Source organism: Limnohabitans sp. WS1 (genome assembly GCF_003063265.1).
GTDB lineage: Bacteria > Pseudomonadota > Gammaproteobacteria > Burkholderiales > Burkholderiaceae_C > Limnohabitans_A.
The window spans coordinates 65,240-79,983 of sequence record NZ_NERU01000001.1 but is presented as its reverse complement, the minus strand read 5'-3'; the positions used below and the strand labels follow the sequence as shown (position 1 = coordinate 79,983).

The following is a 14,744-nucleotide window of genomic DNA, read 5'->3' as shown; positions in this document are numbered from 1 at the left end:
AGCAGCAGGCCATTCAAGACTTGGACGTGCGCCGGCTTTGCAGCATGGCCACGTTCATCTCGCCATCGAGCGCCGAGGCGTAAAAGCGCTCGATCATTTGCACCGAGGTACGGGCATTGCGGGCCAAGGTCAGCATGTCAATGCCTTGCCCATACAGCAGCCTGAACATGATGGACGTGTGGCGCAAACAGTACAGCGTGCGCAGGCGGCCCATCACGTCTTCCGAGGGCACACCCGCCTCGCGCATCACCCACTTGAACCAAAAGCCCAGCACCGCCAATGCGTAATTGCGGTCGTTTTCTGCGGGCAAAAACACGTAGTCGTCGGGTTGGCCAAAGCCGTCCAAACGCGCCTGGGCCAAAGCCGACTCGTAGACCTGCACCGCCGGGCGCAAGGTCACCATGGGGGCATCGTGCTTTTTGGTTTGGGGCAAGGTCATGCGCAAATACACACTTGTGCCCCGCACCACCTGCACATGCTTGTGCTTGAGTTGGCGCAAGTCGCCGGGGCGCACAAAGCTGTTGACCATGAAGCGGATGGCCCAGGCCATGTCTGGGGGCAAAGTCAGGTGGCGCGGCTGCACCCAAAAGCGTTCGCGGTAGCCGGTGGACGCCTTGACCTCGGGGGCCTTGTCGCCTTTTCTGGACAAACGGTGGGCCGTGCGCACCACCGCGGCGTATTCGCGCAGGCTCAGCATCGAGCGGGGCCGGTTGGCCACCTTAATAGAGGGCAGCTCGGGGATCTCGCGCAAAAACCCATGGCGAATCGCCAGCTTGAGCAGTTTGCGCACCACCACCAGGTATTGCGATACCGTGGTCGAGCTCAGGTGGCTGTCGGTCAAGCGCTGCACAAAGGCGTCCATCATCATGGGCGTGACCTGAGAGGGCGGGATGTATTTGAAATACGGCAACACATGCGCGTCGAGCCGGTTTTTCAAAATTCCCACCGAGGCGGCGCTCAGCTCACCGCGCTTGACGCGCTGGTTTTCCAGGTCCATCAGCTGGTCGGCCAAAGCGTCAAAACGGTTGAAACGCATGGCCCCTTGGGTCAGCACCGAGCCCGCCACATCGCCAGACCCGTACCCGGCTTTTCGCGATTTGCTTGCTGGTGTGGCCGCGCCCTGCCGGGCATGCCCTGCAGGTCGGGGTTCGTCACCACCATGGCCCGAGCCGCCTTCGTCGCCATCTTCTTCATCGCCCAAGTCTTCATCCAGGTCCTCGTCGTGCGCGTCAAATCCCGGATCTGACCTGGCCGCCGGTGCCGGGCGTCGGGGCTGTCCGGGTTTGCGCAGACCTTGGGCGGGTGCAGCCTGGCCCAAATCGGTCATTTGCTGCCAAAACGCCGGACTGACCACATAAAACACCGGCTGGTTGGCATCCAGGATGGCCACGGCCGACGCCCCGGACACCGCCACGGTGTTCAGGGGCTGGGCCAAAAAGTCATCCAGACTGGCGCACAAAGAGGCAAGTAAAGGCCGAACGGTCATGCTAGAGAAGTATAGAGTGACAAATTCAAAACTAACTCTTTATTCGCAAATAAATTAAACAATCTAACTGCTCTGGCTACATTGGCAGCTGCTACTGGCGCTTTCGCACAATCTTCCGTGACTCTGTTCGGCGTGGTTGACGCAGCCTATGCCAAAGGCACTGGCACTGTGAGCAGCAAAACCCAATTGAAGAACTCGGGTTACAACAGCAGCCGCATCGGTTTCCGCGGCGTGGAAGACTTGGGCGGTGGCTTGAAGGCTTCCTTCTGGCTCGAAGCTGGCGTGAACAACGACGACGGCTCTGGTGCTGGCACCAACAACAACAACCAAGCTGCAGGTGCAACCGACCCAGTGCTCAACGCACGCAACCAAGGTCTGACTTTCAACCGCCGCTCCACCGTCAGCGTGGAAGGCAACTTCGGTGAAGTGCGTTTGGGCCGTGACTACACGCCCCAGTTCTGGACTGAAACCGCTTACGATCCGTTTGGCACCAACGGCGTGGGCACCAACATTGCCTTCAACAAAGGTGGTGTGACGGGCGTTCGTGCTTCCAACAGCATTGGTTACCTGTCGCCTTCGTTCAGCGGCGTGAAAGTCTGGGCTCAGGCTTACATGGGCGAAAACGCTTCGACAGACGCTGCCAAGGCTGGCGACGGCAATGCCTTCCGTGTGTCTTATGACAACGGCCCATTGAGCGTGGCTTTGGCTTCTTCCAGCACCAAAACTGGTCTGAACGTCAAAAACAAGACCTCCAACATCGGCGGCTCTTATGACTTGGGCGTTGCCAAGTTGTTTGCTCAAACCAATAAAACCAAAATTGACGGTGCTAAAGACATCAAAGGTGGTTTGTTTGGTGCCACAGCCCCCGTGGGTGCTGGTACTGTCCGCGTGGCCATGTCCAGCACAGCACAGGGCGACGCCAAGAGCAACCAGTTTGCCCTCGGTTATGTTTACAGCCTGAGCAAGCGCACAGACTTGTACGCTACATACGCTTCGGTCAAGAACAAAGGCGGCGCTGCTGTCGCTTTGAACGGTTCTGTGACTGCTGCCAACGCCAAGTCCACTGGCTATGACTTCGGTGTCAAGCACTCCTTCTGATCGAACGCTGGCGCAAGCCAGTTGACCGATTGAAGTCAAAAAACCCACCGTGGCAACACGGTGGGTTTTTTTATTGACCTCGTTACATTTTCTGACGCCATCAAATTCTGAAGTTGTGACCCCATACTTGCAAAGAGATCGAAAGAAGCTCAGGCCTGTGTGCTCTGAGTTTCATGCACTTGGCTCAGCGCATCAAGGCTTCGCGCTGGCAAATCACTTCATGGTGCATTTTCTGGCGTGTCGCTCGACGGATATCAAACGATTCGACAAGCGAAGCCCATTGATCTGTCACGGCCAGCATGGCGTCCAGCCTGTGCCCTGCCCACCTTGCGTCGATGCCGCCTTGCTGCGCCAACTTCATCACATGACTGCGGGTGATGTGCAGGCCTTCGCCGCAAACGTCCATTTGGTGCTCACCGCCGGGGCCTTCGCTGTACGTCAGGTCAAAGCACGGGGCAAGCTTCCAGTGCCTTTGCGCATCCATGCGGTAAGCCAGGTTTTTGGCATGGTCATCCCGGTTGTGAAAAAGCACATTGAACACCGCTCGCTCAAATGCTTTTTGCACCTCACGTTCATCCCGAGTGATCATTCGAGTGGCGCGTAAAAAAGTCGTGTAGTCCACCGCATAAGGAATTCTGAAGTCGGCGTGCAAGAAAGCAGCCAAAGAATGGATCGGCACACGCTGGCCTTGCACCAGATCGAAGCGCTCAATGCCCAGTGCGGCCTGTTTGGCATTCAAATCAAACACATGTGTCTCGGGCATATCCAAACCACAAGCTCTGGCCAGTTGGGCATAAAACGCCTCAATGGCACAGACTTCTTTGTGTTCGCCCAAGGCCTGAAACTTGACCAACCAGCCCGACCCTGCAGGCATGGGTGCTGTGCTGATGCGGGCCATCGCTGGATCGAAGAACACGAGCACTTTGGGCCGGGCACCCTGTGGAGAGCCACCCAACAAGGCCAAGCGCTGCAGGGTTTCTGTGTCTGCGCCCTGCAAGACCAAAGCCGTTTCATGGGCCAGCGCCACCAGATCCACCGTACCCTGCAAGACATCACCCTGTGAATCAGGCTGGTAAGTGAGCGCACCCATGCCGCGTTGGCCAATGAAACTCAATCGGTCCAGGGGTGACAACTGTTCTGGCCGAAGACCTTGCTTTCGAAATAACCTGTCCATGAGCAGCATGCCCCAGCCATCGGGCAAAGAGTCTGCAAACAATCCTGGAAGGCGCCATTGATGCGACGGGAAATGACCCATGGCCTGCTTTTGCAAAGGCAAATGCCGCGGGGACAAAGACACGCCTTCAGCCAAGGCTTGAGGTGAGTATTCAAACAGCAGTTGCTGACCGTTGTCAGCCAAGGTGCCCAGTGGCCAATTTTCCCCCCAGCCTTGGTAGCGAACCTGTACTGTTTTCATCGCTTGACCACGGGCCGAGTGCGATTTCGGGTGACGCGCCGACGGGTGGGTTGTTGTTGTTTCACCATATCGGCGATGGAAGCCGTCACGGGTTTGAAAAGCGGCTGCAATTGCCCTTCTTGGCCCAGGCACTGCACCAGTTTGATCCAGGAGATGACCGAACCCTTACCGGTATTTTCGAGCGTGTTGAGCGTGCTGCGAGACACGCCCATGCGCTGCGCCAAGTCGGCTTGAGGAATATCTTTTTGAACCCTCAGGCTTTTCAAGCGCTGCGCCAAAACCAGTGCGATTTCTTCAGACGTGGAGAATCCAAAGTCTAAAAATTCAGTCATTGACCGATTAAATTCATTGAATGACTGATATTTTAATCTTTAAAGACCTTGTTCCTATCTCCAAATGATCACACCACCGCGTGACAAGCGATCTTGATGCCTTTGAAGTCACGCAATGGCGGACGCTCGGCGCGGCAGATGTCGGTGGCTTGCGGGCAGCGGGGGTGGAAGGTGCAGCCGCTCGGCGGGTTGAGCGGGTTGGGCACCTCGCCTTGCACCGGGGTGCGGGCGCGGCCGGTGTCGTGCATCTTCGGAATCGCGTCCAGTAGCATCTTGGTGTAGGGGTGCTGCGGGTTGCCAAACAGCGTGTGTTTGTCGGCCAACTCCACCAGACGGCCCAAATACATCACGCCCACCTGGTCACTCACATGGCGCACCACGGCCAGGTTGTGGCTGATGAACAGATACGTCAGACCGCGCTCGCGCTGCAGGTCCTTCATGATGTTGAGCACCTGCGCCTGCACACTCACGTCGAGCGCGGAGGTCGGCTCGTCACACACCAAAAATTCCGGCGCGGTGGCCAAAGCGCGGGCGATCGAGATGCGCTGGCGCTGACCACCCGAGAACTGGTGCGGGTACTTGACCATGTCGAGCGGCGACAAGCCCACCGACTTGAGCAACTCGGCCACACGGGCTTTGAGCTCTTCGGCATCGCTGATCAAGCCGTGCTCTTTGAGCGGCTCGCCAATGATGTTGTCCACCGTCCAGCGCGGGTTGAGGCTGGCATAGGGGTCCTGGAAAATCATCTGGATGCGCTGGCGCATGGCCTTGGCATCGTTCGATTTGAAAGCGGCGTGCGCGTCTTGCCCGTCAAAGGTCAAACCGCCGCGTGTGGGCTCGTACAGGCCCACTAACAAACGGGCCACCGTGCTTTTGCCGCAACCCGACTCGCCCACCAAGGCGAGTGTTTTGCCGCGTTCGATCTCAAAACTCACGCCGTCCACGGCGTTGAGCAGTTGGCGCGGCTTGCGCTCGATCACACGGTTGAGCCAGGGGGCGGAGACGTCAAAGGTCTTGGCCAGGTCGTGCGCCACGACCAAAGGCTGTGTTTTTTTCTCGCTCATGCCGCGCTCCCGTCGTGCAGCCAGCAAGCGGCCTGGGTCACGCCCGCTTGGACCAAATTGGGTCGGTCTTGGCGGCAGCGGTCAAAGGCTTTGGGGCAGCGCGGGTTGAAGGCGCAGCCTTGCGGGATGGCGTTCAGGCGGGGCATGGCGCCGTCAATTTGGTTCAGGCGTTCGCGGTCACTGTCCATGTCGGGGATCGAGGCCATCAGGCCTGCGGTGTAAGGGTGGGCCGGGTGGTTGATGACCTGGTGCACTGGGCCGATTTCGGCCACTCGCCCGGCGTATAACACGGCCACGCGGTCACAGGTCTCGGCGATCACGCCCATGTCATGCGTGATCAGCATCACTGCAGCGCCACGGTCTTTGCAGACCTTTTTGAGCAAGCTGATGATCTGCGCCTGAATGGACACATCGAGCGCCGTGGTCGGCTCGTCGGCCACGATGAGTTGCGGCTCGGCCGCCAGGGCCAAAGCAATCACCACACGCTGGCGCATGCCGCCCGAAAACTGGTGCGGGTAGTGGTCGATGCGCTCTTCGGCGGCCGAAATGCCGGTGTCCTTGAGCAGCTGGATGGCACGTTGCCGCGCTTCTTGGGGCGTCACCGGCAGGTGGGCCAAAATGGTTTCGGTCAGCTGCCGTCCGATGGAATACAGCGGGTTGAGCGAGGTCAGCGGGTCCTGAAAAATCGCGCCGATCTTGCGGCCCCGGATGTGGCGCATTTGGTCGTTGTTCAGGTGGTCGATGCGCTGGCCTTCGAGCAAAATCTGCCCCCCGGCCACTTGGCCCGGCGGCTCCAGCAGGCCAATGATGGCCGCGCCCGTGAGCGACTTGCCCGCACCGGACTCGCCCACCACGCCCAGAATTTCACCGGGGGCGATGTCGAAAGAAATATCGTCCAGCGCACGCAGCGTGCCGTGGCGGCTGGGGAATTCCACCACCAGGTTTTTGACTTGTAAAAGACTCATCGCAATCTCGGATTCAGCGCGTCGCGCAACCAGTCACCCAGTAAGTTGACCGACAGGGCGATCAGCACCAGCATCAGGCCCGGGAAAATCGTGATCCACCACTCACCCGAAAACAAATAATCGTTGCCCACGCGAATGAGCGTGCCCAGCGATGGCGAGGTGGGCGGTGCACCCACACCCAGGAACGACAGCGTCGCCTCGGTGATGATGGCCGTGGCCACCTGGATGGTGGCCAGCACCATGACGGGGCCCATCACGTTGGGCAGCACATGCTTGACCATGATGCGCAGCGAGGGCACACCCGTCACACGCGCGGCCTGCACGTATTCCTTGTTGCGCTCGACCAGGGTCGTGCCACGCACTGTGCGGGCGTATTGCACCCAACCCGTGAGCGAGATCGAGATGATCAACACGCCAAAGGCCAGCGACTCATTGGCATTGGGGAACAGGGCACGCCCCACCCCGGCGATCAACAATGCCACCAAGATGGCTGGAAACGACAGCATCACATCGCACAAACGCATCAACAAAGCGTCGATCCAGCCGCCTTTGAAGCCGGCCAGCAAGCCCAAACCCACACCCACGGCCACCGACAAAATCACCGAGGCCAGGCCCACCACCAAGGAGATGCGCGAGCCGTAGATCAGGGCCGACAAAATGTCGCGCCCCTGATCGTCGGAGCCCAGCAGGAACTTGCTGGAGCCCCCCTCCATCCAAGCTGGCGGCAAGCGGGCGTCGCTCAACTCCAGCGTGGCCAGGTCAAAGGGGTTGGTGGGCGAGACCCAGCCAGCAAAAACCGAACAAAAAAGACAGACGAAGGCGATGGCAGCAGCCACCATCGCCGTGGGCGATTGGCGGAAGCTGTAACCAACGTCGCTTTGCAGCCAACGTTTCAGGGCGTTCATGGATTACTTCACTGTGATGAATTTCCAAGCCATGCCGTTGTCCGGAAACTGCACCAGCTCGATGTTTTTCTTGGCCGCCCAGTTCAGCGCTTGCTGGTGCAAAGGCAAATGGCCGATGTCATCCTGGTGGATCTTCATGGCTTCGCGGATCATCTCGTTGCGCTTTTTCTGATCGGTTTCAGACGCCACTTTGTCCGTCAACTCGTCCACCTTGGGGTTGCTGTAAGAGCCCAGGTTGAACTGGCCGCGACCACCGTCACCGGGGGTGGACAAGATGGGGTACATGACGTTGTGCGCGTCCACCGTGCTGGCGGTCCAGCCCAGCATGTAAAAGCTGGTGTTGCGGCTCAAAATCTTGGGGAAGTAAGTGCCCTTGGTCTCGGCTTCCAGGTTGATCTTGACCCCCACCTTGGCCAAGTTGGCGGCCACGGCCTGGCAAATCTCGGCGTCGTTCACATAGCGGTCGTTCGGGCAGTTCATCTTGACTTCGAAACCGTTGGGGTAACCCGCCTCGGCCAGCAGTTTCTTGGAGGCTTCCACGTCATAAGGCAGACGCTTGGCCAGATCGGCGGGGAAGCCATTGACTTGTGGGGGGTACATCAGCGCCAAAGGCGTGGCCGCGCCGCGCATCACACGGCTCTTGATGGTCTCGATGTCGATGGCCTGGTAGAAGGCCTTGCGCACGCGGACGTCCTTGAAGGGGTTTTTGCCCTTCACGTTCGAGAACAGCAACTCGTCACGTTTTTGGTCCATGCCCAGGAAAATGGCACGCAGCTCAGGGCCTTGCAGCACCTTGAGTTTGTCGTTGGCTTTCAAACGCTCCACGTCTTGCACCGGCACGGGCTCCATCACATCGAGTTCGCCCGACATCATGGCCGCCACGCGGGTGGCGTCGTTGCCAATCACGCTGAAGATGACCTCGTCCACGTTGCCGGGAATCTTGCCCCAGTAGTTGCCGTTGCGCGTGAAGGTGGTGCGCACGCTGGGCTGACGCTCACGCACACGGAAAGGACCGGTGCCGTTGGCACGGAAAGAGGCGGCGTTTTCAATGCCTTTGCGCCGGTCCACCGGCTTGGTGGCCTGGTTGTCTTCACACCACTTCTTGCTCATGATGGCCCAGTGCGTGATCAACTCGGGCACGATGGGGAATGGCGCGTTGGTGATGATGTCGATGGTGTGATCGTTGATCTTTTTGATCTCTTTGAACTGGCCCACATAGCTCTTCATGTCCGAGCCGTCGCCCTTGGCACGCTCGTAGCTGAAGATCACGTCGTCAGCGGTGAAGGGCGTGCCGTCATGGAATTTGACGCCTTTGCGCAACTCAAAACGCCACACGGTGGGCGATGTTTGCTTCCAGCTGGTGGCCAGCAAGGGCGTGAGTTTGTAGTTGGCGTCGCGTGAGACCAAGGTCTCGTAGACGTTTTCGACCACCGAAATTTGCAAAGACTCGTTGAGCGAATGCGGGTCCATGGACAAGGCGTCGCCTTGATTGCCCACGCGCAGGGTCACGGCCGAGGCCGAAACCGCGGACAAGGCCAGCGCTGCGGCCAAAGTGGCCACGAAAGGATTGAGTTTGAAAGCCATGGAGTTTTCCTTTTGAAAGAATGTTGTCAATCACATCGAAGCATCATGCCGCCAAGGGCAGCGCCTGCTCCACCAAACTGGCGTGCAGGGCCGCACCCAGCGGCAAGATGTCGTCGTTGAAGTCGTAGCGGCTGTTGTGCAACGGGTGTGGACCCGGGCCGTGTGGCAGGCCTTGGCCGATGCGGATGTAAGCGCCGGGTTTGGCCTGCAGCATGAAAGAGAAATCTTCGCCGCCCATGCTGGGCAGCATGTCGCGCCAGACCTTGTCTTCGCCCACCAAAGCCGCAGCCACGTCGCAGGCAAACTGCGCTTCGGGCACGGTGTTCACGGTGGCGGGGTAGACGCGCTCGTAGGTCAATTCGGCCGAGGCCCCAAAGCCTTGGGCAATGCCCGTGCACAAAGACCGCAGACGGTCTTCGATCTGGTCTTGCACCCGCTCGCTGTAAGTGCGCACCGTGCCCACCAAAGTGGCCTCGCCCGGGATCACGCTCATGGCACCGGGGTGGCCCGCTTGCATCGAGCAGATGCTGATGACCGCTTGGTCAAACGCCGACAGGTTGCGCGAGACCACGCTTTGCGCGGCCGTGATGATGTGCCCGGCCACCAGCACCGGGTCCACACCCTGGTGCGGACGGGCACCGTGTCCACCTTTGCCGATGATGCGGATCTCGATGCGGTCCACCGCCGCTTGCATGGGGCCGGGGGTGATGCCGATCACACCCAAGGGCGTCTCGGGGGAGTTGTGCTGGGCATAGACCTGTTCACACGGAAATCGCTCGAACAAACCATCCTCGATCATGGCGCGGGCGCCTGCGTAGCCCTCTTCGCCCGGCTGAAAAATCAACACGGCTGTGCCGTCAAAGCGCCGGGTTTCGGCCAGGTAACGCGCCGCGCCCATCAGCATGGCGGTGTGGCCGTCGTGGCCACAACCGTGCATCAGGCCGGGCGTGCCCGACTTCCAGGTGCATTCGTTGTGCTCGGTCAGTGGCAGCGCGTCCATGTCGGCCCTGAGACCGATCATGCGGCCCGGGTTGGCCGCCGATCGGCCTTGGCCGTGAACCAAAGCCACCACGCCGGTTTTGCCAATGCCCGTGTGGATGCTGTCCACACCACAGACTTTGAGCATGTCGGCCACGCGGCCCGAGGTGTAGACCTCTTCAAAGCCCAGCTCGGGGTGGGCATGCAGGTCGCGCCTGAAGGCGGTGAGTTCGGGGTGGAACTGAGCGATGCGTGCAAACGCAGCGCCCCGCCCCAAAACCGATTGCAAAGAAGCGCCCATGTTCAATGGCCTCCGGGCTTGCCCACGCGCAGGCGCGGGTCCACCACAAAGTAGAGCAAGTCCACGATCAGGTTGATGACCACAAAGATCAACGCGATCAGGCACAAATAGGCGGCCATGACCGGGATGTCGGCAAAGGTCACCGCTTGGATGAACAGCAGGCCCATGCCAGGCCACTGAAACACCGTCTCGGTGATGATGGCGAATGCGATCAGGCCGCCCAGCTGCAAACCGGTGATGGTGAGCACGGGCACCAGGGTGTTCTTGAGCGCATGGCCAAAATGGATGGCGCGGTTGGACAAGCCGCGAGCCCGGGCGAACTTGATGTAGTCGGTGCGCAGCACCTCCAGCATCTCGGCCCGCACCAAGCGCATGATCAGCGTGAGCTGAAAAATCGCCAGCGTCACGGCTGGCAGCACGATGTGGTGCCAGCCCTTGGCCGTCATCAATCCGCTCGACCACCAACCCATCTGCACCACATCACCCCGACCAAAGCTGGGGAACCAGCCGAGCATCACCGCAAACACCAGGATCAACAAAATGCCGATCAGGAAGGTGGGCAGCGACACCCCCAGCAGCGACACCGTCATGATGAGCTGGCTGGCCCAGGTGCCCCGGCGCAAGGCCGCGTAGACCCCCATCGGAATGCCAATGACCAAGGCCAAAGAGGCAGCCACCATGGCCAGCTCCAACGTGGCGGGCAAACGCTCGGCGATCAGGCGCGAGACCTTGGCACCTTGGCGCAGGCTCAGTCCAAACTCACCTTGCACGGCGTTGTACAAAAAGTGGCCGAACTGCACAAAGAACGGCTGGTCCAGGCCCAGATCGGCCCGCAACAGGTCGATCTGCTCTTTGGTGGCGTCTTGCCCCAGCAAGAAGACCACCGGGTCACCCACGTACTGGAACAGCAAGAAGGCGATGAAAGCGACCGTGACCATCACGATCACGGCCTGAATCAGCCGTTGCAAGATGAAGGCGAGCATCAGTTGACCTTGATCAGTGTCCAGTCGAGGCGGTTATCGGGACGATGGACCACCTCCACGTTTTTCTTCATGGCCCAGGGGATGACCTGGTTGTGCAGCGGAATGTGAGAGACCGTGTCGTTGGACAACTGCAAAGCTTCGGTCAGCAGGCGGTCACGCACGGGCAAGTCGGTCTCGGTTTTTACGCGGTCCACGATGTAGTCCATGCGCGGGTTGCTGTAGCGGCCCACGTTGTAGTTGCCGTCGCCACCCGTGCCCACCGAGCGGGTGAGCGACTGCAGGCTGTACAGCGCGTCAAAGGTCGGCACGCCCCAGCCCAGCATGTAGATGCTGGCTTCGTAGCGCTGGATCATGGGGAAGTAGGTCACCAGCGGCTGGGTGCGCAGCTTGGCTTTGATGCCCACCTTGGCCCACATGGCGGTGATGGCCTGGCAAATTTCTTCGTCGTTGATGTAGCGGTTGTTGGGGCAGGCAAAGTCCACCTCAAAGCCGTTGGGGTAACCGGCTTCGGTCAACAGCTTTTTGGACGCGTCCAGCGAATAGGGGAAACGGGTGTCTACAGCCTTCGTCCAGCCGTTGACCTGTGGGGCCACCAAAGCGCCCGTGTTTTGCGACAGGCCGCGCATGGTCACGCGGTGGATGGTGTCCATGTCGATGGCCTGGTACAGCGCCTTGCGCACCTTCACGTCCTTGAGGGGGTTTTTGCCCTTGACGCTGGAGCCGGGCAGCTCATCGCGGTGCTGGTCCATGCCCAAAAAGATGGTGCGGTTTTCAATGCCGTCGACCACCTTGAGGTTGGCGTTGTTGCGCATGCGGCCCAAGTCTTGTGGGCTGGGGTCCAGCACAAAGTCGATCTCGCCCGACAACAAGGCGGCAGCGCGTGTGGCTTCGTTCTTGATGGGTGTGTAGATGATTTCGGTCACGTTGGTGGCAGCTTCAGACCAGCCCCACCAGTTGGGGTTTTTCACCAGCGTCAACTTTTGGTCAGGCTGCCAGTCTTTGACCATGTAAGGGCCGCTGCCCATGGCGTTGCGGTGGGCAAAGTTTTCTTCCTTGGTCTTGGCGTCCTTGGGCTCCACCGATTTGTTCTTTTCGGCCCAGGCTTTGCTCATGATGCGCAGCTCGGTCATCTGGTTCAGGACCACTGGATTGGGGCCGCTCAAGATGATGTCCACCGTGTTGGCGTCGACCTTGACGATGCGGCTCATGCCCTGGGTGTAGACGTTGAAGTTGGAGGTTTTGGCGCGGGCACGGTCCAGCGAGAACACGACGTCATCCGCCGTCAGGGCCGAGCCGTCGCTGAACTTCACACCCTTGCGCAAGTTGAAACGGTATTGCGTGGGCGACACTTCGCGCCAAGAGGTGGCCAAGCGGGGCTCGATCTTGAAAGTTTTGCTGTTGTAGTAGACCAGCGAGTCAAAGATGGCGGCGTGCACGCCGTTGCCCAAAGCGTTGTTTTGCGAATGGATGTCGAGCGTGGGGATGTCGCTGGCGCTGGTCCATTTAAAAGGCTTGGCCTGCACCTGACCGGCGGTCATCACACCGGCCAATACCAAAGAAGCGGTCAGGGCGCTGGGCAGCATGGCGACGGGGCTCATCTTGTTCATCAAAATACCTCGGTGACAAAAAGTTGGGTAACTGATGAGTATGCAACATTCAAGCCAGCTGACAGGGCAGGGAATTCCCCCAAATGTCCTGTCGCGCACAAGACTGGTGCATTCAATCCAAGCGAATCGCGCCATACCAAGCGCGGGCTGAGCTGCGGGTGTTGTCGGTGTCGGTCATGATGGCCAGCCCCAACAAAGCCCCGGGCGGCTCGCCAAAGGCCTTTTCAAAATCGGCCTTGACATCGCGGCGGTATGAACGCCACTGCCCCAAATGGGTCGGCCCCGACTCCACGGCCAGTTTGCGCACCCGGTCGGTGCGGGGGTTGACGATGACCGACTCCGGCGGGCAGGCATTGCACCACACATACATCAAGGTGGCATAGGGCAAGGGCTCGCCCGTCAATCCGTGCGTCAACTCGCTGAGCAAGGCGTTTTTGGCCGAAAACCGGCTGCGGTCGCCCTCAAACACCAAAATCAGGCGCACGGGCGAATCCTCGGTCTCACGCTGGCTCATGTCGGCCCCGGCAATCAACTGCTCCACTTGCCACTCAAACTGCAAGCTGCCCAGCTTGTCTGGCGCGATGTTCAGCCGCTGGCGCAGCATGCTGGCCGACGCCTTGGCTTGCGCTTGCAGCGCCGCTTTGTCTCCGCGCCGCTCCAGTGTGAACAGGGTCCTCAACTTGCCGGGCAGGGTCATGGCCTCCCAGCGCGACTTGTCTTGCGCCGAAAACTGCAAGGGCAAGTCTTGTGGCACCGCTTGTTGAGCCTGTGGCGCGGGGTCATCAGACGGCGGCCAAAAAGCGCACCCCGTCAACTGTGACATCCAGAGCAGCCACAATGAACACCCCAGCCAAAATGCGCTGCGCCCCATTCGAAACCTTTGCACCATGTTGAACCCGCCATTGATCAATTTGAAAGTTTCCCAGCCATGATTCACCGACGCCAGCTCTTGCAAGCCGCTTTGTGCGCCACGCCCTGGGTGGGGGTTTTAGCGCAAACGCCTTTTCCGTCAAAACCTGTGCGCATCATCGTGCCCTTTGGCCCGGGCGGTGTCGCCGATCTGACGGCCCGCACCGTGGGCCAAGCCCTGGCGCAGGCCTGGGGTCAGCCCGTGGTGGTGGACAACCGGCCCGGCGCAGGGGGCATGGTGGCGGGCGAACTGGTGACCCGGGCCGAGCCCGATGGCCACACCCTGCTGCTCATGTCCAACGCCACCGCCGTGAGTGCCGGTTTGTTCAAAACACAGCCCTTCAACCCCCGCACCGACTTTGCGCCGGTGTCCCTGCTGGGCTTGTTTGACATGGCGGTGGTGGTGCCCGAGAACTCGCCCCACAAAACCCTGGCCGACCTGCTGGCCTTTGGCCGCGCCCACCCTGGCCAGCTCAACCTGGGCACGATTCAGACAGGCAGCACCCAGCACCTGGCCGCCGAGCTCTTTCGCAGCCAGGCCCAGTGGGCAGTGCAAACCATTCCCTACAACGGCACGCCTGCGGTGCTGAACGCCTTGCGGGGCGGTCAAATCGACGCAGCGGTCGAAATTTTGGGGCCTTTGAAGCCCCACATCCAGGCCAAATCCCTGCGCCTGCTGGCCGTCATGGGCGAGCAACGCGCGGCCGACTTTCCGGGCATCCCCGCTGTGCGCGAACTGGCGGGCCTGAGTGCATTTCAGGTGTCGTCGTGGAACGCCTTGGCCGCCCCCGCAAAAACCCCCAAAGCCCTGCTGGAGCGGCTGAACGCCGACATCACCCGCGTGCTGAACACCCCCGAAGTGGCGGGCAAACTGGCCGCCCTGAACGTCCAAGCCAAAGCCAGCACCCCCGCACAACTGGCCCAACTGCTGGACAACGACATCCGCCGCTGGACCGACGTGATCCAGAAGGCGGGGATTGCGCTTCAGTAAAAGGGGGGGGACTATTGCAGAGTCCTTCCGGGTGAACGCTTCACACTTTTGATCCGGCCCTGTGATGTTTGAAGTGAGCTGCTCTTCCTGGGCACAGTGATCCTTGTGGGAGCCCCGCCCTCGGGGC

The 14,744-nt window shown here is 60.2% G+C and carries 13 protein-coding genes; 2 read left to right on the top strand and 11 right to left on the bottom strand.

Annotated elements, in window-relative coordinates; genetic code table 11:
• Window positions 1-13: 13 nt before the first annotated feature.
• Window positions 14-1,486, bottom strand: coding sequence for a phage integrase SAM-like domain-containing protein (locus B9Z48_RS00285; protein ID WP_233260966.1), 1,473 nt, complete (start codon window positions 1,484-1,486; stop codon window positions 14-16).
• Window positions 1,487-1,567: 81 nt separating this feature from the next.
• On the opposite strand from B9Z48_RS00285, the gene B9Z48_RS00280 reads away from it, so the two are divergent.
• Entirely contained in the window at window positions 1,568-2,584 is a 1,017-nt protein-coding gene (locus B9Z48_RS00280) for a porin (protein ID WP_368664959.1), read from the top strand.
• 184 nt (window positions 2,585-2,768) lie between these two features.
• Here B9Z48_RS00280 and B9Z48_RS00275 read toward each other — a convergent pair whose 3' ends face one another.
• The 10 genes from B9Z48_RS00275 to B9Z48_RS00230 form a co-directional block, all read right to left on the bottom strand.
• A complete protein-coding gene (locus B9Z48_RS00275) occupies window positions 2,769-3,998 on the bottom strand; it encodes a type II toxin-antitoxin system HipA family toxin (protein WP_108376791.1) in 1,230 nt (409 codons plus the stop codon).
• Complete coding sequence (locus tag B9Z48_RS00270) at window positions 3,995-4,330, bottom strand: helix-turn-helix transcriptional regulator (RefSeq protein ID WP_108376790.1); 336 nt, start codon at window positions 4,328-4,330, stop codon at window positions 3,995-3,997. The genes B9Z48_RS00275 and B9Z48_RS00270 overlap by 4 nt, the downstream gene beginning before the upstream one ends.
• Window positions 4,331-4,398: 68 nt before the next feature.
• Window positions 4,399-5,394: an ABC transporter ATP-binding protein gene (locus tag B9Z48_RS00265; protein WP_108376789.1), complete on the bottom strand. Its 996-nt coding sequence runs from the start codon at window positions 5,392-5,394 to the stop codon at window positions 4,399-4,401.
• Window positions 5,391-6,359, bottom strand: a complete 969-nt coding sequence (locus tag B9Z48_RS00260; RefSeq protein WP_108376788.1) for an ABC transporter ATP-binding protein — start codon at window positions 6,357-6,359, stop codon at window positions 5,391-5,393. Before B9Z48_RS00260 ends, B9Z48_RS00265 begins: the two co-directional genes overlap by 4 nt.
• The gene (locus B9Z48_RS00255) at window positions 6,356-7,264 is read right to left on the bottom strand and encodes an ABC transporter permease (RefSeq protein ID WP_108376787.1); all 909 of its coding nucleotides are present in this window, start codon (window positions 7,262-7,264) and stop codon (window positions 6,356-6,358) included. The genes B9Z48_RS00260 and B9Z48_RS00255 overlap by 4 nt, the downstream gene beginning before the upstream one ends.
• 3 nt (window positions 7,265-7,267) lie before the next feature.
• On the bottom strand, window positions 7,268-8,848 hold the full coding sequence (locus B9Z48_RS00250; RefSeq protein ID WP_108376786.1) for an ABC transporter substrate-binding protein: 1,581 nt from the start codon (window positions 8,846-8,848) through the stop codon (window positions 7,268-7,270).
• A gap of 43 nt (window positions 8,849-8,891) precedes the next feature.
• Window positions 8,892-10,127 carry a M20 aminoacylase family protein gene (locus tag B9Z48_RS00245; RefSeq protein ID WP_108376785.1) on the bottom strand — a complete coding sequence of 412 codons (1,236 nt, stop codon included), beginning with the start codon at window positions 10,125-10,127 and terminating at the stop codon, window positions 8,892-8,894.
• Window positions 10,128-10,129: 2 nt separating this feature from the next.
• Window positions 10,130-11,110: an ABC transporter permease gene (locus tag B9Z48_RS00240; protein ID WP_089953518.1), complete on the bottom strand. Its 981-nt coding sequence runs from the start codon at window positions 11,108-11,110 to the stop codon at window positions 10,130-10,132.
• A complete protein-coding gene (locus B9Z48_RS00235; protein ID WP_233261006.1) occupies window positions 11,110-12,708 on the bottom strand; it encodes an ABC transporter substrate-binding protein in 1,599 nt (532 codons plus the stop codon). Before B9Z48_RS00235 ends, B9Z48_RS00240 begins: the two co-directional genes overlap by 1 nt.
• 121 nt (window positions 12,709-12,829) lie before the next feature.
• Window positions 12,830-13,540: a DUF3047 domain-containing protein gene (locus B9Z48_RS00230; RefSeq protein WP_108377144.1), complete on the bottom strand. Its 711-nt coding sequence runs from the start codon at window positions 13,538-13,540 to the stop codon at window positions 12,830-12,832.
• Between the two features lie 105 nt (window positions 13,541-13,645).
• On the opposite strand from B9Z48_RS00230, the gene B9Z48_RS00225 reads away from it, so the two are divergent.
• Complete coding sequence (locus B9Z48_RS00225; RefSeq protein ID WP_199233427.1) at window positions 13,646-14,617, top strand: tripartite tricarboxylate transporter substrate binding protein; 972 nt, start codon at window positions 13,646-13,648, stop codon at window positions 14,615-14,617.
• Window positions 14,618-14,744 lie beyond the last annotated feature (127 nt).